General features: G+C 71.1%; 12 protein-coding genes. All 12 read right to left on the bottom strand.

From position 1 onward, the window contains the following. Positions 1-22: 22 nt before the first annotated feature. On the bottom strand, positions 23-1513 hold the full coding sequence (locus ABZ815_RS21250) for an MFS transporter (RefSeq protein ID WP_357700342.1): 1491 nt from the start codon (positions 1511-1513) through the stop codon (positions 23-25). 25 nt (positions 1514-1538) lie between these two features. Then, the gene (locus tag ABZ815_RS21245) at positions 1539-3398 is read right to left on the bottom strand and encodes a hypothetical protein (RefSeq protein ID WP_357700340.1); all 1860 of its coding nucleotides are present in this window, start codon (positions 3396-3398) and stop codon (positions 1539-1541) included. Between the two features lie 26 nt (positions 3399-3424). Continuing rightward, the gene (locus ABZ815_RS21240) at positions 3425-4144 is read right to left on the bottom strand and encodes an aspartate/glutamate racemase family protein (protein ID WP_357700337.1); all 720 of its coding nucleotides are present in this window, start codon (positions 4142-4144) and stop codon (positions 3425-3427) included. Between the two features lie 64 nt (positions 4145-4208). Then, complete coding sequence (locus ABZ815_RS21235) at positions 4209-5297, bottom strand: EamA family transporter (RefSeq protein WP_357700335.1); 1089 nt, start codon at positions 5295-5297, stop codon at positions 4209-4211. A gap of 36 nt (positions 5298-5333) precedes the next feature. Next, a complete protein-coding gene (locus ABZ815_RS21230) occupies positions 5334-6071 on the bottom strand; it encodes a thioesterase domain-containing protein (RefSeq protein ID WP_357700332.1) in 738 nt (245 codons plus the stop codon). 9 nt (positions 6072-6080) lie between these two features. Beyond that, positions 6081-6341 carry a phosphopantetheine-binding protein gene (locus tag ABZ815_RS21225; protein WP_357700330.1) on the bottom strand — a complete coding sequence of 87 codons (261 nt, stop codon included), beginning with the start codon at positions 6339-6341 and terminating at the stop codon, positions 6081-6083. 129 nt (positions 6342-6470) lie between these two features. After that, the gene (locus ABZ815_RS21220; RefSeq protein WP_357700329.1) at positions 6471-6851 is read right to left on the bottom strand and encodes a DCC1-like thiol-disulfide oxidoreductase family protein; all 381 of its coding nucleotides are present in this window, start codon (positions 6849-6851) and stop codon (positions 6471-6473) included. Continuing rightward, on the bottom strand, positions 6848-8266 hold the full coding sequence (locus ABZ815_RS21215; protein ID WP_357700326.1) for an MFS transporter: 1419 nt from the start codon (positions 8264-8266) through the stop codon (positions 6848-6850). The genes ABZ815_RS21220 and ABZ815_RS21215 overlap by 4 nt, the downstream gene beginning before the upstream one ends. After that, entirely contained in the window at positions 8244-17537 is a 9294-nt protein-coding gene (locus tag ABZ815_RS21210; protein ID WP_357700324.1) for an amino acid adenylation domain-containing protein, read from the bottom strand. The genes ABZ815_RS21215 and ABZ815_RS21210 overlap by 23 nt, the downstream gene beginning before the upstream one ends. Positions 17538-17550: 13 nt before the next feature. Beyond that, positions 17551-19026, bottom strand: coding sequence for an alpha/beta fold hydrolase (locus tag ABZ815_RS21205; RefSeq protein WP_357700322.1), 1476 nt, complete (start codon positions 19024-19026; stop codon positions 17551-17553). 44 nt (positions 19027-19070) lie between these two features. Beyond that, entirely contained in the window at positions 19071-21140 is a 2070-nt protein-coding gene (locus ABZ815_RS21200) for a phenylalanine--tRNA ligase subunit beta (protein ID WP_357700320.1), read from the bottom strand. Next, positions 21137-22171: a phenylalanine--tRNA ligase subunit alpha gene (gene pheS, locus ABZ815_RS21195; RefSeq protein WP_357700317.1), complete on the bottom strand. Its 1035-nt coding sequence runs from the start codon at positions 22169-22171 to the stop codon at positions 21137-21139. The genes ABZ815_RS21200 and pheS overlap by 4 nt, the downstream gene beginning before the upstream one ends. Positions 22172-22202 lie beyond the last annotated feature (31 nt).

Below are 22202 nucleotides of genomic sequence, written 5' to 3'. Positions count from 1 at the left end.
TGGATCGGACGAGAAAAGGCTGCTACGGGGCCCGCACGGCTCCGGTCTCGGGATCAGGCATCGGCACGGCGGAGGGAGCTCTGAGAACGCTCATCGCCGAGATCATCGCGACCACGCAACAGGCGGCGCCGATCACCAGGGTGATCGACATCCCGGACAGGAACGCGGACTTGGCCGCCGCGACCAGCGTGGCGTCGCCCGTGTCCAGGGCGCCGGCGATGGACTCCCTCGCCGCCGCCGGGGCACCCGCCGGCATCGAGGACGAGTATTTCCAGGCCATCACGCTTCCCAGCACCGCCACGCTCAGGGCCATCCCCAGTTGCTGAACGGTGTCGTTGAGAGCCGATCCGACCCCGGCGTGCTCCTCCGGCACGACCCCCATCAGCAAGGTGTACGCGGCCGGGCTCGCCAGCCCCAAACCGAGTCCCATGATCACCAGGCCGGCGGGGAGCAGGCCCCCGTCCGCGCCGCTGTCGATGAACGCCAGCAGGACGAATCCCGCCGCCGCCCCGGCGAACCCCGCGGCGATGAGGGACTGGTTGCTGATCCTCTTCCCCAGCGCCCCGCTCGCCACGTTGCCGAGCACGGACGCGACGACGTAGGGCAGCAGGTCCAGCCCGGCGGCGACCGGGCTGATCCCCCGTACGAACTGCAGGTACTGCGCGAGGACGAGCAGCAGCGCGCCCGAGCCGAAGACCACCAGGACGATCGTGAGCGACGCGCCGCTGAAGCGCCGGTCGCGGAACAGCGACAGAGGGAGCATCGGATGATCCGTGCGCCGCTCCCACCAGATGAACGCCGACAGCGAGGCGACGGCGAGCAGCGCCGCCACGAGTGAGCGCGGCGCCGCCCATCCCTCGCGCGGCAGCGAGATGACCACGTAGATCAGGGCGGTCATCCCCAGGGCCGATGACAGGACTCCGACCGGGTCGAGCCGGCGGGCGGGCCCCTTGGACTCGGGTACGAGCCGGACCGCAACGGCGATGACCAGCCCGGCGACGGGCAGGTTGAGCAGGAAGATCATGCCCCAGGGCGCGTGTTCCAGCACGAACCCGCCGACCAGCGGCCCGACGATGAGCCCCATCGTGGCCGCCGCGCTCCACGCCGCGAACGCCTTGCGGCGTTCCCCGGCGTCGAAGACGTTGACCAGGATGGACAGGGTGCTCGGCATCAGCATCGCACCGCCCAGCCCCATGAAGGCCCGCGCGGCGATCAGGTGCCAGGGCTCGGCCGACAGTGACGCGACCAGTGAGGCGCCGCCGAACACGACCAGGCCGAGGATGAGGAACCGCCTGCGCCCGTACCTGTCGGACAGGCTTCCGGAGGTGAGCAGCATCGCGGCGAAGGCCAGGGCGTAGGCGTTGATGATCCACTGGACGTCGTCCGGCCCCGCGCCGAGGTCGCCCATGAGCACGGGGACCGCCAGGTTGAGCACGGTGTTGTCCATGACGAGAATCCATACGCACAGACACAGAACGCCGAGGATCCCCCAGCGCCGAGAACCGCGAGCCATCCTGTTCCTTCCTCAGGCGTCCGGATTACGGCAGCACTTCCATCTGCATGGTCGACGCGCTGTAGACCCCGTCGAAGAGCCGCACACACCAGCCCTCGTACTCGTGCGGCACGACCTCGGAGGCGGCCGTCACGGTCCAGGCGATGTCCCGCGACTCGCCAGGGTCGAGGTCGCACGGCGCGGACCAGCCCTCCGGCAGGTGCAGGAACTTCCCGGCCGAGATCGCGAAGCCCACCGTGCCCACGAGCCTTCTGCCCGCCTGGTTGGACACCGTGGCCGTCAGCTCGCAAGGCCGGTCGGGCCTGAGCCAGGCGACGTGCTCGGCCTCCACGGCGGCAGTGGCACCGGAAGTGGACCACCACAGATCTCCGCAACGCCGGCACTGAACCGTGGAGATCCTCAGCTCGGGCTCGATCCGATGCGCGAACGTGGCCAGGAAGGCGCTGTCCAGCTTGCACTTCGGACAGCGCTGAGGCTCGTCGCTCACCTTGCCGAAGGCAGGCAGAGCGGTTTGCGTGAAATGCCACCAAGAGGAATGGATCTGCTGGATCAACGACGTCACGACCTCGGCCTGAACCGCCGCCAGTTGCCCGGCCACCGCGGCCAGCTCCGTCTCCGGAGGAGCGGCACGCCAGCCACCGGCCGCGGCCTTGATCCCGCTGCGCAGCTCGGCGAGCCTTCCCTCCGGAACCTCGACGTCGAGCCAGCGCAGCCGCAGCAGCCGGGGGATGACCTCCGCATTGAGGTAGGCCAGCTCGTCCAGCCCCCGGTTGTCGCGCTCGTCCGGAAGGGCCGGCCGCCGACGAGGCTCCGGCGCGGCGTCGGGGATCAGCACGAGCGTGGGGTCGCCCAGCAGCCCGAACCGCGACATCTCCCCTCCCACGAGCATGGCCTGCTCGTTGACCTGCTCAAGAACGTGGCCCAGCGAGCCTCCGGCGGCCAGGCCGGCTCGCATCTCGTGCATGAAGCCGGCGTCGTCGAGGTGCTTGCCGATCGTGCCGATGACCGCGACCGCCGTGCCGGCCATGAAGCCCACGCCGAACCCGACATCGCCGGGGAAGACGTTGTTGCCGACCGCCACCGACATGCAGCTCTGCGCGAGGACCACACTGGCGTCGAGATCGGCGACGGGGAGGCGCTGCTCGTCCTTGAGGTCCTTGCGGTAACAACCGGCTCCTCTGAGGCATGACACGGCGCGGTGCTCCCCGTTCAACACGGGAAGGGGTTTCCCCAGGTAGTCGGATCTGCCGCACAGGATGGCGTCAGGCAGGTTCGCGCCGCACTCCATGCCATGGGTGCGCATCGCCAGAAGACGCACCGGCTCGTCCTTCAGCGAGACGAGTTCGTCCCACGCGACCGCGTCGGCGCTGTCGGCCTCCTCGTCCTCCGGATGCAGGATCGTGAAGTCGCGCGCCTGGCCCAGGGCATGAAGGGTGAGCGTCCGGTACACCAGGCAACTGAGCGAGGAGGCGTCTCTGGCGGTCACGACACCGAGGCGCGGAGCCAGAAAGCCGGGCCAGTCCCCCAGGGCGGCGAAGTCGTCGACAAGGCCGACCAGCGCGATCGGCTCGTCCGCGTGGCGGCCGATCGCCCCGGCGAGCTCAGTCAGGCCGAGGTGGGCATGCGGCCTGTCCGTCGCCCTGGCCAGCAGGACCGCTGCCGCCTCGCTCTCCTCGCCGCCCACGGACAACACGACGCCGTCCCGCGGGCTGCCGTCGATCGCCGGCCACTCCGGGCGTCCGCGACGCAGGAGCACGCTCCGGTAGCGCTCCACACCCGGTCCGTCCAGCACCGGGAAGGGCCGGCCCGGAGCCCAGGACCGGGACCGGGAGACCAGGGCGTCCCCGGTCGACACGACGATCGCGGACTCCTCGCGACTGCTCATCCGAGCCACCTCCTGCCTTCCGTGCGTCAAGCGGCTGACGCGCCGTCGAATCGGGCCGCGTGCAGGGCGAAGTCCACGGCCGCCTCCGCGTGCAAGCGGGCGCTGGGGAACACCGGGATGCTGGTGTCCTTCTCGCTGATCAGCAGCTCGATCTCGGTGCAGCCGAGGATGACGCCCTCCGCGCCCCTCGCCGCGAGGTCGGCGACGATCTGCCCGAAGACCTCCCTGGAGGATTCCTTGAGCACCCCCCGGACCAGCTCGTCGAAGATCACACGTTCGACGACCAGCCGCTGCTCGTACTCCGGCACGACCACCTCGAAGCCGTTGGCGGCCAGGCGGTCCCGGTAGAACGACCCCTCCATGGTGAAGCGGGTGCCCAGGAGGCCGATCTTCCGCATTCCCCGGTTGCGGACCTCCGCGCCCACGGCGTCCGCGATGTGCAGCACCGGGACGGTCACCGACCGCGCGACCTGCCCGGCGACACGATGGAAGGTGTTGCTGCAGATGAGCAGCGTGTCGGCGCCCAGCCCCTCCAGCTTCCGCCCGGCGTCGCCGAGCAGGGCGCCGACCTCGTCCCAGCGTCCGGCGAAGATGAGCTCCTCGCAGCTGCTGAACTCGAAGGACCAGATGAGACTGCGCGCGGAGTGGGTTCCGCCCAGCCTGGCACGGACCTCCTGGTTGATGATCTGGTAGTAGATCGCAGTGGACTCCCAGCTCAGCCCACCAATAAGACCGATGGTACGCATATGACTCCATTCCGTTACATAGTCGGGGCGGCAGCCTGGAGGACGGTGTCGCGCGGACGAGAGGTCAGTGTTCGCCGTGCTGCCGCGTCGGGTGCAGGAGGCGCGGCTGAAGCTCCGTGACAAGGCGCTGCGCGGGGTCGTCGAAGCCGGTACGGGAGACGGTGACGGCGTGACGGCCGGGTGCCGCCGGGCGCGCGACCGGGCCGGCGTCCACGACCACACGCGGCCCTTCGGCATCGTCCGGACGGCTCCGCCCCGGCTTCCCCCCTCCTTCTTTCGCGGCCCGGTTGGACAGGAACGAACCGGCGAGCACGAGAAACATGCCGCACCACTGCACGAACGACAGCCGCTCGTCCAGCGCTATCAGTGCCACCACGGCCGCCACCAGGACCTCAAGGCTGGCGAGAACGCTGGCCAGCGGGGACGACAGGCGCCTGACCGCGCCCATGCCCGTGAGGTAGGCCGCGATCGTGCTCACCAGCACCAGCCACGCGAGCACGCCGACAACGGGCACCTGCCAGCCGCCGACCGGTACGTCCTCCAGGAATGCCGCCCAGCGGATGTTCCATGGCGCGGCCACGGGGGTCAGGACGAGGGCGCCGCCACCGAGCCCCCAGACCAGCAGGCCGAGCACGTCGACTCCGGCCAGCGATTCACTGAGCAGGAAATACGTGGCAAGACAGCAGGCGGCGGACAGAGCGAACAAGAGGCCGAGCGGGTCGAGTCCCGCACCCGCCCGCACCTGCACGACCGACGCCAGTCCCATCGTCACCAGAACGGCGCCGAGAACGGCGTGCGAGGAGATCCTCCGCCGCCACATGACGCGCACCCAGAGCAGTACGAGGACGGGCGCCAGATAGACGATCAGAAGGGCGATGCCCACCGGTATCCGGGAAAGCGCGGCGAAGAACATGCCCTGCGCGCCGGCCACCGCCAGCAGACCGTACGCGGCCATGGCCGGCAGCACCGACCGGGGGACGCGCAGAGCGTCCCGCCGCCGCAGGAGCACGAACGGCACGAGCAGGCAGGAACCTATGAGCAGCCGAATCCACACCGCCTGCAGCGATCCCAGGCCGACATGACCGAGGGCCTTCGCCGCGACCCCGGCGAAGCCGAAGCAACAGGCGGAGGTCAAGGCCATGATCAGGCCCACGGCCCGCACTCGATGATGCACTGGACAGCCCTTCGACTAGCTCGTCCGGGAAATCTGGCGACCCACCGCCGCGGCGGTCCGCTCCCATTCCCGGGGTCCGGGAGGCAGCACGCGCAGGGTGAACTCCGAGTCGGTCAGGCCGGCCCACAGGGAGAAGTCGGCGATCGTCGCTCTGGCCTGGTCACGTACGACGACGGAGATCGGTACGGTCAGCGGCGGGGCGGCGTGGTGACGGAAGCTCTCCGCGATGGCCAGATCCCCGCGGAGCGCCGGCTCCAGGATCTCCACCCAGTCCGGGTCGTCCAGCAGCGCGGAATCGGTGTCGCCGGCGCGCTTCAGGTAGTCCACCAGCTCACCGGTGGCCGCGTCGGACGGCGGATATCCCATTTCCGTCTCCGCGAGTGTCTGGGGCGCGCCCACACCCTGCACGATCAACATGCGCGGGCCGGTCTCCCCGGCGGCCTGGAGCCGCTGTGCGAGCCGGAAGGCCACCAGCGCGCCGAGACAGTCGCCGAAGAAGACCGACGGAATGTCCATGGCAGGGCCGACCGCCTCGTGCAGCGCCGCGCACAGGTCCTCGATGTCGGTGAACGGCGCCCGGCCGAAACTCCGCTCCCTGCCGGGGAGCAGAGGCACGCACAGCTCGATCTCCGGCGGCAACGCCTCGGCCCAGCTCGTGAACATGGCCGGGCCGCCCGCGATGTGCGGAAAACAGAAGAGCCGAGTTTCAGGAGCGGACGAACGCTCATGCTTGATGATCGGTATACGCGTCATGCCGCGCTCCTATTCCGGATAACGTGTCATCGGGTCGCCGGGCGCCACCCCGAATTCCACGTTCTGGTCGAGCCCGGCAATCGTCGGCCACCGGTAGAAGAGGCGGGCCGTCACTTTCCCGTCGAGTTCGTCACGCACCCGACTGACGATCTTCATGGCCATGATGGAGTTTCCGCCGAGGTCGAAGAAGTTGTCGTCCGCTCCGACCTCGGCCACCTCCAGCACGTCCGCGAATATCCTCGACAATGCCTGCTGCCGTTCGTTTTCCATGGGTCACTTCGTCCAAATGCGGGGCGGCTTCATCGATGAACACTTTAGGCAGCACCGGACGATTCGATGGGTAGTTCCATCGGCAGAACGAAGGCAACTCCCGCCCCCCCACGAAGAGGGGCGACGGCCTTACAACCGGCAGGCGGGGGTGCCGCCGGGCAGCCTGCTCCTGTTGCGCGCGATCCAGCGATAGACGAGAGCGGCCGGAGCGGCGATCGGCCGCAGCTCCATCAGCCGGCCGGCGATCGGCCACGGCCGACGTCCGTGCCGCAGAACTCTGGCGAACGCCCGCGCGCCGCCGGCGCGGGTCTCGGCCGGGTGCAGCCACCACACCTCGCGCGTCACCTGCTCGATCGTGAGCGCCAGCGCGTCGAGGTCCTCTCGCTGCCAGGGACGGTAGTCGACGCCGGGTGCGACGTGCCGCGACAGCAGCCGCACCACCGAGGTGCAGAAGCCGCAGTCGCCGTCGAAGATGAGCGTCCCCCGCGGGTCTTGGAGCCGGTCGTTCATGACACATCCCTCGGAATGCAGGTCGTGACCACCGCGGCCACGGCGCAGGCGGCGCAGGCGGCCAGCAGGGCGATCGTCAGGCCGGTACGCGACGGGTAGAGGTGCACGACGCCGCCCACCGGGACTCGGACGTTGTAGTTGGCGAAGACGGCACTCGTCAACGCGCTGGAGAGCGCGGCGCCGAGCTGCCGGACGAGGGTGTTGAACCCGTTGGCCGCGGCTGTCTCGGCAGCGGGGGCGGTCGCGGCGATGATGGCGGGCATGGCGAAGAACGCCAGGCCCAGCCCGACGCCGACGACGGCAGGGGCGAGAACGATCCAGGACGATCCCGACAGCGGGATGATCAGCGCGTAGCCGGTGCCGACGACTCCGCAACCGAGCAGGAGCACGCCCCTGCTCCGCAACCTGACGACGATCCGCGTGGACACCGGGGCGACGGCCACCATCGCGATCCCGGCCGGAGCGAGCGCGAGCCCCGCCTCGACCATGGACCACGCCGCGCCGTACCCCGTACCCGGCGGCGCCTGCAACATCTGGGGCACCACGAGGGACAGCACGAACATCGCGAAGCCGACCAGTAACGTGACCACGTTGGTCAGGAGCATCGGCAGAGCGCGCAGCGTGCGCAGGTTGACGAGCGGCTGGCCGACGCGTGACTCGTACCGCGCCCAGCAGGCGATGACGACCGTGCCCACGACGGCGGCGCCCAGGATGGCGGGGCTCGTCCACCCCCAGTCGTGGCCCTTCGACAGGGCCACGAGAACGCACACCAGCCCGGCCGACAACGAGGTGGCGCCGATCCAGTCGAAACGCCCGCCGTGCCGGATGCCGCTCTCGGGCACGAAGAACGCGACCAGCGACACCTGGACCACGCCCAAGGCGACCACCAGCCAGAACAGCGCATGCCAGTCCGCGTGCTCGGAGATGAACGCCGCCAGCGGGAACCCGACGGTCCCGCCGAGCCCGATCGAGGCGCTCATGGCGGCGAGTCCCCGCCCGAGCCGCCGCGCGGGAAGCTGGTCCCGCATGATGCTCAGCCCGAGAGGCAGCGCCCCCGCCGCGCAGCCCTGCAGGGCGCGTCCGCCGATCAGCGTCGCCGCGGAGCCGGCGCAGCCGCAGATCACCGAGCCGACGACCATCAGGCCCAGGCAGTACAGCAGCACCCGGCGTTTGCCCAGCATGTCGCCCAGACGCCCGCAGATCGGCGTGGACACGGCGGCGACCAGCAGCGTCGCCGTCACCGTCCAGTACACGGACGCCGGCGTGGTGCCCAGCATCTCCGGCAGACTCGGCAGCAGCGGCACCGGCAGGATGTTGATGAGCGAGACGGTGAAGCCCGACAGGGTGAGCGACGGTATGAACGCCCTGCTCCGCGCCTCGCGAGGTGGGCTGTCAGTGGACGGCGGCGACGTCATTCGCCACCTCCAGGCGGCCGGCCACCGATCGGATGTCCGGCTCGGCCATGAAGTCGGCCAGCGGATACTGGTAGCCGAACCGCTCCCGCATCAACGTGATGACCCGCAGCGCCTTCAGCGAGTTGCCCCCGGCGTCGAAGAAGGACCGGGTCACCGGCATCGCGCGGAGTTCCAGCTCGGCGCACCAGATCTCGTGCAGCGCCTCCTCCACGGCGGTGACGGGCTTGTCCCCGTCGGCTGCCCCGTCCTCCTCCACAGGGTCGGGGAGGTCGGCGGAGGACAACTTCCTGTTGGCGTTCATCGGCAGCTCGTCCACGCGTATCCACTTGTCCGGCACGAGATACGACGGCAGCAGCGCGCGCAGGCTGTCGCGCAGCTCGACGTTCCACGGCCGCTCCTGCGAGAACGTCCCGGGCTCGATCACCACGTAGGCGACCAGCTGCGGATCGCCGGAGGCGTCGGGGCGTACGAGCACCGCGCAGTTCTGGACCTCGGCCAGCCGCCCGAGCGCCCATTCGGTCTCCCCGGGCTCGACCCGGTGGCCGCGGATCTTCACCTGCTGGTCCTGACGGCCGTGGAACTCCAGATCGCCGTCGGCACGCCACCGTACGAGGTCGCCCGTGCGGTAGACCGGCCCTTCGGCGCCGGACAGGAAGCGCCTCTTCGTGAGGGCGAGATCGTCGAGGTACCCGTGGGCGACGGCCACCCCGCCGACGTACAGCTCGCCGATCGCGCCGATCGGCACCTCCTGCCCGTTGCCGTCCATGACCTGGACGCGCACGTTGTCGATGGGCCGGCCGATCGGCACGAGCGGGCTGTCGAGGTCGGTGACCTCGTGACTGGTGACGATCACGGAGGTCTCGGTCGGGCCGTACTGGTTGAACAGCCGGACGTCCGGATGCGCGTCGAGGAACCGTCTCAGCGCGGCGGTGACGGTGAGCGGTTCGCCCGCGCTGAGGACCTCGCGCAGGGACGGCGCCTTCAGATCGCACTCGGCCAGGTGTTTCAGGGCCGTGCAGGGCAGGTGGAGCCGCTGCACGTCGTGCCGGTTCAGAGCGGCGCCCAGCGCCTGCGCGTCGCCGCGCACGCCTTCCGGCACGACGACCAGTGCCGCCCCGGAGGCGAGGGTCCCGAAGATCTCCTGCACGCTGACGTCGAAGGCGACGGAGGTCCATTGCAGGGTGCGCAGCGGCGAATGGTTGCGCAGTTGCCAGCGCGCCAGGTTCACCGGGCCGCGGTGTGGCACCTGCACCGCCTTCGGCCTGCCGGTGGAGCCGGAGGTGTAGACGCAGTAGGCGATGTCCTCCGGCGTGCTGGGCACCCGCGGCGGTTCCGCGGCGAACGAGGTGCGGACGGTGTCGTCGACCACGAACGTCGGCTCCCATGGAGAACCGGCGAAGCCTTCGTCCACGACCAGCAGAGCCGCCTTGCTGTCCTCCAGGCAGAAGTCGATGCGGCTCTTCGGCAGTGAGACGTCCAGCGGGACGTACGCGGCGCCGGCCTTGAGCACGGCGAGAAGCGTGATGATCAGATTCGCGCCCGGAGCCATGCGGACGGCTGCCCGGTCCCCCCGGCCGAGGCCCCGCTCCGCCAGGGCGCCGGCCAGGGCGTTCGCGGCCTCGTCGAGCTCCCGATAGGTGAGCCGTCCCTCGTCGCCGACGATCGCCGTCGCCTCCGGGGTGCGCCGGGCCTGCTCCTCGACGAGGTGGTGCAGGCACAAGGGCGGCTCGGGCGCCTTCGCCGGAGCCTGGCGGGCCTCCAGGGCGTCGCGGTCGGCCGCCGTGAGCCGGGTGAGCGCGGACAGCGGCGCCGCGCCGTCGGTCAGCGCCCGGTCGAGCACCTCACGGGTGTAGTCCAGGACGCGTGCCACCGTGGAGGCGTCGAACAGCGCCGAGTCGTACTCGACCGCGCACCGCAGTCCGGTCTCGTGCCTGGTCAGGTAGAAGGTGAGGGCGAACGGCGCCCGGTCCGCCGGGGCGTCCACGATCTCGGCGCGCACGCGCGGCGGGTCGAAGTCGAGACCGGTCGCCCTCTCGTACTCGATCATCACGTCGAACAGGGGGTTGGCGCCGGCGACCCGCTCGGGGTTGAGCGCGGTCACCAGGTCGTCGAACGGGACGTTCTGGTGCTCGTAGGCGCGTGCGCACCGGTCGCGGACACGCCGTACCAGCTGGGGGAAGCTCGGGTCGCCCGTCACGTCCATGCGCAGCGCCAACGTGTTGATGAACATGCCCACCTGGTGCTCGGTGCCCTCCGGCCGGTCGGTCACCGCCGTGCCGAGCATGAAGTCGTCCTGGCCGGCCATCCGCGCGAAGACCGCACCGAGCGCGCTCAGGATCACCATGAACGTCGTGGCCCCGTGATCGCGGGCGTACGACTCGACGCCCGCGGCCAGCCGGTCACCGAACTCGCGGGTCAGACATGCGCCCTGAACCACGTGAGAGCCCGCGACGGCGCGGTCGGTCGGAAGGGCGAGGACCTCGGCACCGGCCAGCTCCCCGGTCCAGAAGGCGAGATCGCCGGGGGTGTGCTCGGGACGGGCCGCCACCGAGGCGGCAAGCGCGGGAAGATCCGCGGGCCGACCGGGCCAGGCCCGGTAGAAGGCCGCGAGGTCCCGGGCGAACACTCCGGTGGAGAAGGAGTCGAAGACCATGTGGTGCGCCAGCAGGAACAACAAGTGGCGGCCCTCACCGAGCACGGCCAGGGTGGCGAGGACCAGCGGCCCCTCGGACAGATCCGGCCTCCGCCCGCGCAGCTCCCGCGCCAGCTCGGCGTGCGCCTGTTCCACGGTGTGGCCGGTCAGGTCCACGACAGGGCACCGCACCGGACCCGGCGCGTGGAACGACTGCTGAATCCGGCCGTCGACCTCCCGGAACCGGGAGCGTAGCTGCGGATGGCGGGCGATCACCTGCCGCAGGGCGTCGAGCAGCACTTCGACGTCGAGCGCGCCCTCCAGCAGGATTCCCTTCGGCTCCCAGTAGTCGTGACGGCCGGGATACATCTGCTCGACGATCCACAGCCGCCGCTGCGCCGGGGAGGCCGGAGCGGGAGGTTGCGCCCGCTGCTCCACCTCTTTCCGCGCGGGTGGCGCGGCGGCCCGCGCCCGGAGGGTGGAAATCCCCGGCAGCCCCGCGAGCATCTGCTCGCCGGGCAGCCCGAAGTCGACGAAGCAGGCGATCTCGTCCACGCCGGCGGCGATCAGCGAGTCGGCGATCGGGCGGCAGCTCTCCGGAGTGCCGATCAGCGCACGGTCGCGGCAGTAGCGCTCGTACGCCTCGTCGAGCAGGTATTCCACGTCCGCCTGGTCGGCCCGGGTGACGTCCCCTTCGATGCCCAGGCTGCCGGCGAGGTCGCCGAGCAGATGCAGCGAAGCCCGGAGATACTCGCGGAACGGCCCGGCCGCTTCCCGGCGGACCCGGTCCAGGTCGTCGCCGACATAGGTGTGCATCAGGACGACGACGCGGCCGGCGGCCGGATCGAGACCATGCTCGGCCCGCGCGTCCCGGTAGCGGGCGATGTTCGCCGCGAGCTGGTCGACGCTCTGTGACATGAGGTTGGTGACGATGCCCAGATCGTTCTCGGCCGCCCGGCGGTAACTGTCCGGGTTGCCGACCACGGCGACGTAGAGCGGAGGCCGCGGCTGAACCGGACGCGGGAACAGCCCCACCTCGATGCTCTCCCCCGTGCCGGAGGTGACGGAGATCTTCTCGCCCGCCCAGAGCCGCCGCACGGTGCCGAGCCGCTCGACCATCAGGTCACGGCGGTCGGCGTAACTCGCCGGCGCCAGCGCGAAGTCGTTCGCGTGCCACCCCGAGGCCACGCAGAGGCCGGCGCGCCCCTGCGAGAGGTTGTCGACCATGGACCACTCCTCGGCGACCCGGATCGGGTCATGGAGCGGCAGGACGACGGAGCCGGCGTGGAGCCGGACCTTTGACGTGCGGGTCGCCAGCGCGGCTGCCAGCACCGACGGGTTGGGGAACAGGCCGCCGAAGGAGTGGAAATGGCGCTCGGGGATCCACAGGGCGTGGAAGTCGTGGCGGTCGGCGTACTCCGCGGCGCTCACGATGTGGGCATATCTGGCGTTCGCGTCCTGGTCCGGATAGTTGCCGAAGAAGTAGAGGCTGAAGTCGCACGCTCCCGTCGCGGCGGCGTCCGGCCGCGACGGTGCGGGAGCGGTCGTGACGGGGACGGCCGCGGCGGGCGGCGGAGCCACGGCCCGAGCCTCCGGGGGCACGACCTGAGCCGGTGGCTGCGGCGCCGGTCGTGCGGCCAGCACGTCGAGTTGCCGTGCGATCAGCCCGGTCACCTTGTCCACCATGCCCTCGGCCAGCCTGAGCTGCGCCGCGTACACATCGGTGAGCTCGGTCACCGCGACGTCGGGCCCGTTCCCGGGGGCGGGCGGCGGCGGGACGTCCACCTCGACGCCTCCGGTCACGGAGTCGGCGAGCTTGCGTGGCGTGTCGGCCTCGTCGAACAGGGCGCGCAGCGGCACGCGTACCCCGAACTCCCTGGCGACCTGCCTGGTCAGCGAGACCATCGACAACGAGTCGCCGCCCAGCGCCACGAAGGTGGCGTCCACGTCGACGTCGCCGGGGGCGAGGCCGAGCCGCTCCGCCGTCAGCGACCGGATGATGGTGAGAGGACCGTTCACAGCTACCTTCTCCTCGTGCCCGGTGTAGGGGATGTCCGTGCGCTGAAAGGGATGGCCCGGCAGGGCGGCACGCCGGCCTTCCGCGGCGACCCGGCTCCACGCCACCGGGCGTCCCGCCACGTGCAGCTCGCCCACGGCGAGCGCGAGCGCCTTGAGTGGTTCCGTCCCACGTCGCTGCGCCGACGACCAGTCCAGGTCCGGCGTCAGCCGGCGCCCGAGAGCGGCGAGCTCGTCTCTCGGGCCGATCTCCAGGAATGACCGGCATCCGGAGTCCCGCAGCGAGGACACGGCCCGGTCGTAGCGCACCGCGTTCCGCGCCTGTCGTACGAGGTAGCGGGGATCGGGTGCGTCACCGGCGGTCAGCACCGCGCCGTCGACCGACGAGACCAGCGGCACCCTGAGCGGCGACAGTGTGCGGGCGGAGACGGCACGCTCCCACTCCTCCAGCATGGGGTCGAGCAGGGCCGAGTGAAACGCCCGGTTCACCTCCAGGCGGCGCCAGTCCAGTTCCGCCTCCGTCAGGAGCCGTTCGCAGCGCCGGAGCGCCGTGACGGTGCCGGAGAGCACGAACTCACGAGCTCCGTTGTGCGCCGCGATCTCCAGCCCGCTGTCGCGGGCGAGACGCTCGATCAGCGCCGCGTCCCCGCGTACGGCCAGCATGCCGCCTTCCGCGACGGACGATTCCATCAGCCGGCCGCGCCGCGCGGTCAGCAGCACGCCCTCGCGGACGGAAAGGGCGCCGCCCACGCACAGCGCGGAGATCTCGCCGAGGCTGTGCCCGCACACGTACTCCGGCTCCACGCCCCAGTCGCGAAGCTGGGCGGCGAGCGCGACCTGGAAGGCGAACGACGCCGGTTGCGCGAGGTCGTTGGGAAGCGGGCCGGTTCCCCGCCGGCCGAGCAGCGCGTCCGAGAGGCTGACGCCGGTGTGCTCCAGGTGGGCCTGCTCGCACTCGTCGAGCACGCTCCGGAACACCGGCAACGACGCGTGGAGGTCGCGCGCCATGCCGTGGTGGGCGTTGCCCTGTCCCGAGAAGACGAAGGCCAGCGAGCCGTCCCGCGGCGGCGCGGAACCGGCTGCCGGGACCTGGCAGGCGCGTAGGGAAGGCACGAGTTCCGCCACGGACGCGGCGACCACGGCGGCGCGTACCTCGAAGGCGGGACGGCGTGCCAGCGAGGCCACCACGTCGGGCACGGTCACGTCCGGATGCCGGACCAGCCAGTCCGCGATCCGGGCCGCCGTCCGGCGGACCGCCTCCTCGGTACGCCCTGACAGCGGCACCGGGTAGGAACGCTCACCTGACGTGGAGAGGACGCGCGCGGGCGGCTCCTCCACGACCACGAAGGCGTTGGTGCCGCCCACGCCGAGCGAGTTCACCCCCGCACGCAGCGGCTGCGAGCCTTCGGGCGTCCAGGGCACCGGCCGCGGCGAGGCGGCCAGGGTCAAGGGGCTGCTTCCCAGGTTCAGCGCCGGATGGGGCGTTGAGAGGTTGGGTGTGGGCACCAGTTCGCGGTGCCCGAGCATCAGCACCACCTTGATCAGGCCGGCGATGCCCGAGCACGTGTCGAGATGGCCGACGCTCGATTTGACCGATCCGAGCGCGCAGAAGCCCACACGTCCCGAGTCCGAGCGCAGTGCCCGGCTGAGAGCCTCGAACTCGATGGGGTCGCCGACCGGGGTGCCCGTGCCGTGCGCCTCGACATAGCCGAGGTCGTCGCCGCGGAGGCCGGCACGTCGCAGCGCGGTGCGGACGACGTCCACCTGGCCCTGCACGCTCGGGGCGGTGAAACCCGCCTTTCGCCGGCCGTCGTTGTTGACGGCCGTGCCGGAGATCACCGCGAGTACGGGATCTCCGTCCTCGATCGCCGCCGCGAGGGGCTTGAGCAGGACGACGCCGACCCCGTTTCCCGGGACGGTGCCGTCCGCCCCGGCGTCGAACGGCCGGCACATCCCGGTCGGGGAGAGCACGGACTCGGGGTGGTGGACGTACCGCGAGTCCTGCGGCAGGTTGATCGCCGCCGCGCCGGCCAGTGCCATGTCGGCATCGCCGGCGCGTAACGCCTGGATCGCGAGGTGCACGGCGGTGAGAGACGTCGAGCAGGCCGTCTGGACGCCGATCGCCGGCCCGGTGAGGCCGAGCCGGAACGAGACGGTCGAGGCCAGGAAGTCGCTCTGCCTGCCGATCGCGGCCTGCATGGCGTCCGTGAGTCCTCCGGCCGGCCGGCCGCCCGAGGCGGGCGACTGGTACCCGAGCAGGGTCATCCCCTCGCCGGCGAACACTCCGACGCGGGCGTCCGCGCCATCGGCGGCGTATCCCGCCCCCTCCAGCGCCTCGTAGGCGCATTCCAGGAACAGCCGGTGCCCGGGATGGGTGAGGGTGGCCTCCTTCGGGCTCATGCCGAAGAACCGGGGCTCGAACGCGAAGACGTCGTCGAGCATTCCACGGCGCGTCAGTCCGGGAGAGGCCGTCGTGCAGTCCTTTCCCCGGCGCAGGTTCTCCCAGTACTCCCCGGCCGTGCGGGCTCCCGGGAACCTGAGCCCGATCCCGATGACGGCCATCCGCGGGTCCGGGGCGGACGGCCGCCTCGCGCCGTGGTCCGGTTCGCTCGTGCGCCGGTCGAGGAACGCCGCCAGTTCGGCGATCGACGGGTGCTCGAAGAGGACGTGGACGGGCAGCTCGCGCCCGAGCACCTCGTCGAGGCGCGCGTGCAGGCGCACGATCGAGACCGAGGTCAGGCCGAACTCGTGGAAGGGCCGGTGGTCGTCGGCGCCCCCCGGATCCACGGCCACGCCGAGCGAGGCGACCTCCGAGCGCAGCAGGCGGAGCAGCTCCGGGGACGCGGTGGCGTCCCGCGGAGGTCTTTCCGAGGGCCGTCCCCGGGGCACCATCGCGGCCAGGTCGGCGCGTCGCAGCTTGCCGCCCGGTGTGCGCGGGAAGTCCTCGGGCGCCAGGGGCACGAGGTGGTGGGCGAACAGGCCCAGCCGGCGGACGACGGTCCGTCCCACGTCGCCGGCGATCTCGTCGGCCGTGCGGTCGCCGGGCGAGCAGGCGAAGAAGATCGCAAGCCGTTCGCTGCCCAGCGCCTCGTCGGGTACCCCGCAGGCCGCGACGGCTCCCCGCGCGACGCCGTCGACGGTCTCGACGACCGCCTCGATCGCCGTGCACGAGTGGTTCTCGCCGTTGATGACGATGACGTCCTTGTGCCGGCCGACCATCACGAGCCGACCGTCCAGGACGTACGCCAGATCCCCCGTGGCCAGCCAGCTCTCCGGCCCGCCTCGGCCTTCGGGGAACGCCCGCGCGTTCGCCTCGTCGTCGTGGAGATAGCCGGGCGTCACCCGTGGGGAGCGCACCTGCAGATGGCCGATCTCGCCCTCCGTGAGCAGCCGCTGCCGGTCGTCCACGATGCGGATGGCCGAGCCCGGCGCGGGCCGTCCGAGTGCGACGTAGGAGGCGCACTCCTCGTGCGGCACCTCGGGCCCGGCCGGCGCGACCCTGCCGTGCAGGCTCGATGAACGCAGCCGATGCACGCCGCCCGGCTCGCCGTACCGGCCGAACGTGATGCCCGTGCAGGTCTCGGTCATGCCCCAGGCCGGGACGAAACAGTCGCGCGGCAGGCCGTACGGGGCCAGCGCGTCGAGCAGGTCGTCGACGGCGCGTACCGTGATCTGCTCACCGCCGCTCACGATCGTCCGTACGTGCCTCAGATCCCAGCGGGGCCGCTCCCCGCCGCCCGCGAGCGCGGAGCACAGCAGCCGGAAGGCGAACGTGGGCGCCCACGCGTGGTGCGCCCCATGCGCGCAGATCAGGTCGAACCAGCGCACCGGGCGGGCGAGGACGACCTCCGGCGGCACGTGGACGTTGGTCATCCGCAGGAACACCGGCAGCACGTGGTAGAGCAGCAGGCTCGCGCTGAGGTCGAGGGGCAGCCAGTTGAGCGTCTTCTCCTGCTGCTCCCAGCCCACCATGTGCCGATTTCCGGCGGCGAAGTCGACGAGGCCCGCGTGCGTCAGGGGAATGAGCTTCGGCTTTCCCGTGCTGCCGGACGACAGCATGAGCAACGCCGTGTCCGCCCCGCCGGGCGCGGGCGGAGGCGTCGGGTCCGTCACGGCCGCCGCCCGGCACTCGGCGACGTCGATCGGGCGCAGATCGTTCTCGCCCGCCAGCGTCCGGACGCCGGCCGCGTCGGTCAGGACACGAGGACGGCCGAGGACGTCACACGCACCGCGTAGCCGTTCGACCGACCGGGTGCGGGAGGCCGTGTCACGGCGCGCGTCCACCGGCAGCGGCACGAGCCCGCCCAGCAGGCAGGCCCACAGAGCGGGGAAGTAGTCCGCCAGGTCCAGACCGTACAGGACGATCGTGTCCCCGGGCGCGCAGCCGGCCCGCAGCAGCCCGGCCAGCACGGAACGCGCGGCAGCGAGCAGCTCCGGATAGGTGAGGACGGTGCTGGACAGGCCGTCGGGCGCGACGATCACCACGCCGTGGTCCGGCGCCTCGCTCGCGGCGCGCAGGAGGGCGCCCGCCAACGTGTCCGCGAGGGCGGCGCCGTCGTCGGCCACCGGCGGACCTTCCACCTGGGCGGCCGCGGTCGTCGTCATGGGCAAGTCGCCGGACATATCGGGGCCTCCCTCAGTTCTCTCGACGCCAGTAGGCGCCATAGCCGTCGATGTCTCGGATCTCGTCCTCGATCCCGTGCCTGTCGCGGAAGTCGTAGACGGCGTCGCGGCAGGGTTTGAGGAAGTAGTCGTCGACGATGACGAAGCCGCCGCGGGAGAGCTTGGGGTACAGGTGCTCCAGCGCGTCCATCGTCGAGTCGTACAGGTCGCCGTCCAGCCGCAGCAGGGCGAGCCGGTTCATCGGGGCGGACGGAAGGGTGTCCTTGAACCAGCCCGGGAGGAAGCGGACCTGGTCGTCCAGCAGTCCATAGGCGCGGAAATTCTGTTGCACCGTCTCCAGCGGCACGCCGATGAAGTGGTTGAACTCGTGGGTGGCGAGCCGTGTGTCGTCGGGGTGCGCGTCCGGCGTGGGTTCGGGCATCCCCTGGAAGGAATCGGCCACCCACACGAGCCGGTCCTCTATCCCCCATGCGGCCAGTACGGCTCGCATCATGATGGTGGTGCCCCCGCGCCAGACGCCGGTCTCGATGAGATCGCCCGGGACGCCGTCGCGGAGCACCCGCTCGACGCATTCCTGGACGTTGTCGAGCCGGCGTAGCCCGACCATGGTGTGGGCCTTGCTCGGCCAGTCCAGACCCGCGCTGCGATTGACCCGGTCATAGGTGGAGCCCGGGCTCCAGTCGCTGGGCACGGGCGGGTCCTCGTAGATGACGTTGGTCAGCGTCTTCTTCATGAGATCCAGGTACAGCCGGGCGGCCCGCTCCTCGGGCGCTGCGGTCCAGCCGAGTTCGGTGAGCACCAGAGCGGCGCACTCCGCGGGGTTCTCCATCGTGAAGAAATGTCCTCGCCCGTTCACGCGGCACATGCGCACCGGCCGGTCGACCGCCAGTTCCCAGTCGGCGGGATCGGTGTCCGTCGTGATGGGATCCGCCGAACCCGTCAGCACGGTGACGGGGCAGTCGAGCGGGCCGGTCGGCGGTGTGTAGCGATACTCCGACAGAAGCAGGCCGTCGCGGCGGACGAGCTCCGCGAAGTACTCGGCCGCCTCCCCGTCTCGGGCGATCTCGGGCGGCAGGCCGTCGAGCCGCTCAAGGAAACCGAGGGCTCCCGCGCCTTCGAGCGGCTCGTCCGGGCGCGTGCCCGGCCGCTGCCGCGGGGCGGGACATCCCGAGACGATCAACCGCTGAGCCGGGGGATGCCCACGTCCCGACAGCACGCGTACGGCTTCGTAGGCGATGAGCGCGCCCATGCTGTGGCCGAGCACCGCCCAGGTCCTGCCGGCCGACTCCTTCTCGATGACCCCGGCGACGTCCTGCGCGGCCTCCTGGATCGACGCGTACGGCGTCTCGCCCGCCCTTGCGCCCTTCCCGGCCAGTTCTATCGGCCGTACCTCCGCGCTGTGCCCGAACGGGCCGTGCCAGCCCGCGAAGGAGCTGGCAGATCCGCCGGCATGGGGAATGCAGAACAGAATGGAATGGAGATGCGTCAATGTCGTTAACCGTTCTCACGGGACGGGCGATGGATCGAGGGCACTCAGCGCAGGCGTACGCCCTGGTCGGCGAATCGCTCCGTCACCTTCTCGATGAAGCTCTCGAGCATGGCGTTGACCTCGTCGGCCGGCCGTACGGGCTCGCTGTTGCAGGTGATGACATAGGTGACCGAGCGCTCGCCCGGAGCGGCCCCGCGCGGCAGGAAGACGTCGCCGACTCTGATGCTGCGCACCCAGGGAGGACCGGCGGCGGTCATCACGTCCAGGACGTCCTGGCTGAGCACCGGGCGGGGCATGACGAAGTCGACCATGCGCTCCACGCCGGGGTCCTCACGGAACGGCGGGCGCCCGGCCGGCTCCTTGCGCAGCTTCCACGCGTCCAGGCGCAGCTCCAGGTAGCAGGGACGGTTGCCGCCGAGGCCGGCGCGGCGGCGCACGTCCGGATGCACTTCCGCGACGAGCCCCGCGTGCCGGCCGTCGAGGAGGATCTCGGCGCCGCGGTGGGGGTGGAGGACTCCGGCCAGCGGATGGGCCGGCGGGACGGGGCGGAAGGCGACGTCGGCACCACAGCGCAGCGCGATCTCCTCCACCGCGCCGCGCAGGAAGAAGACATCCGTCTCGCCCGGCTTGCCCGACCACTGGTCGGCGGCGCGGCTGCCCAGTGCCACGGCCCAGATGACCTCGTGTTCGCGGCAGAGGCCGTTGTCCGCCGTGGCGTCGGGCTCGAAGACCCGGGTCACCTCGAACAGGCGCACGTCGCCCTGCTTGAACCGCAGATTGGCGCTCACCGCCGCCACGGCCTGCGCCAGGCAGTTGTTCTTCAGCATGGAGTAGCGGCGGTCCTCGGCGTTCAGTATCCGCACGTGCCGGGCCAGCGGCTCGGACTCGGCCGGTGAGAGCAGGCGCAACGTCTCCTTGCCGTAGAAGCCCTCGGTGAACGTCTCGTAGAAGCCGAGGCCGGCGAGGGTGTCGCCGATCGCCTGGACCAGCTCTTCCTTCGGCGTGAGCGGGGCGCCGGGGCTGGCCGGCAGCGGCCGGGCGGGCAGCGTGTCGTAGCCGATATGGCGAGCGAGCTCCTCGTAGAGGTCTTCCGGCTCCTTCACGTCCCAGATGCGCGAGCCCGGCACGGAGAACTCCCCGTCGCCCTCGTGGCGGAAGCCGTACTCGCCGAGCCTGCCGGCCATGTCCGTCAGGCCGAGCTCGACGCCGAGGAAGTCGGAGCAGGTCGGCGGGTCGAGCGCGATGCGCGGCGGTGGGGCCGTCCACCGTACGGGCACGGTGGACGGCCCGTCCCGCTCGGCGGCGCCGGCCTCCTCCAACAGGCGGATCACCCGGCCGGCGCCCCGAAGGACGGCGGTGGGGTCGCTGCCACGCTCGTATCGCTGCGACGCCATGGTGGAGACCCCGATCGCGGCCGCGGCCTTCCTGACCGCCACGGGATCGTAGGCCGCGGACTCCAGGAGCAGCCGCCGCGTCTCCTCCCGCACGCGGGACTCCTCGCAGCCCAGCACGCCCGCCACCGCGAGGATCTTCTCGTCGTCGGCCACCACGGGCAGGCCGGCGGGCAGCGGTCGGGGCTTCCGCTCCCCGATCAGATGGGCCTGCTCACCGGAGCGGCTCGCACGGATGCGGACAGTGCCGCTCACCCGGTCGGCGTCGAAGACGTGAGTCGGCTGGCCGAGCTCCAAGGCCGCGGCGTTGGCCGCGTCCACCGGCGCCGATCCGGTCAGGAGGTCGCCGGCGGCCAGTCTGGCGGTCTCAGGGGCGCCCAGCTTGGCCTTCGCATCGAGAACGGTGAGCGGGGTCAGCGAGTACGCCAGGCACGCCGCCGACTCCACGGCCACCTCGATCGTGCCGTCGCCGATCTCCGGCTCTTCGACCGGCGGAAGCGTCACCGGGAGGCGCAGCCGGGCGCCGAGTTCGGTGGCCACCCCCGCGTAACAGCGGTGGTCGCCACGATTGGCCAGGAACTCCAGCGTCACGTACGAGTCCGAGCCGTCGGATTCGACGCCCTTGACCTCAAGACCGGACTCGTCCAGCGCCGCCCGCACCCGGGCGAGGTCATGGGGCAGCTCCGGCAGGAACGCGCGCAGGCCGGCGAGGGAGAATTTCATGAGACGCCTCGATGCAGGTAGGCCAGCTGACGGTGGTCGGCGGAGTACAGCGACCTCACCTTGGAGATGCCGAGCCATTGCGCGGCCATTCTGGTCGTGCCCCAGCCGAACGCGATCCCGCGCATCCCGTCGCCGTCGAAGCCGAATTCGCGAAGCACCGCCGGATGAATCATCCCGGCGCCGATGATGGTCACCCAGCCGACGCGGTGACAGGCCTCGCACCCGTCGCCGCCGCAGGCCGTGCACGCGATGTCCAGCCCGAGCGATGGTTCGGTGTAGGGGTAGTACTTGGGTTTGAACCGCATCCGCACGCGGTCTCCGTACAGAGCCCGTACCACGAAGACGAGAACTTCCTTCAGATGCCCCAGGGCGAGCCCGCGCTCCAGCCAGAAGCCCTCAAGCTGGTGGAACATCGCCATGTGCGTGGCGTCCACCGCCTCGTTGCGGTAGACCCGTCCCGCCGCGACGATCTTGACCGGCGTCCGCGGTCGGCCGCCCAGCACTCGGGCCTGGATGGTGGTCGTGTGCGAGCGCATGAGCAGCCCGGCGTCGAGCCAGAAGGTGTCCTGCAGGTCCCTCGCCGGGTGGTGTTGCGGGATGTTCAGCGCGTCGAAGTTGTGGTACGCGTCCTCGACCTCCGGCCCGTCCGCGCGCTCGAATCCGAGCCGGCGCAGCACGTCCAGGCAGTGGCGCTCCACCTCCGTGAGCGGGTGCCAGGCGCCACGCCGGGGCACCTGACCGGGCAGGGACAGGTCGAGCCATTCGTGCTCGATCTGCCGGGCGGTCTCCGCCGCCCGCACGCGGCCGGTCTTCTCCTCCACTTCCACGCGCATGCGCAGTTCCAGGCCGTTGAGCATGACCGCGCGTTCCTTGCGCTCGTGCTCAGGCAGCTTCGCCAGCTCGCGGAACTCCTCTTTCACCCGGCTGCGCCGGCCCGTGTGCCGGGCCTGGACCGCCGCCAGCTCTTCTCCGGTGACAGCCTCCGCGAGGTCGGCCGAGAACCGGTCATATATCTCTGCTGCAAGGTCCACTTTCACTCCACAGAACGCACGTCGCCGGCAT

It is taken from the genome of Nonomuraea sp. NPDC047529 (assembly GCF_040642995.1).
GTDB lineage: Bacteria > Actinomycetota > Actinomycetes > Streptosporangiales > Streptosporangiaceae > Nonomuraea.
Note: the sequence above shows the minus strand (reverse complement) of the source record. Positions and strands in the feature narration are given on the sequence as shown.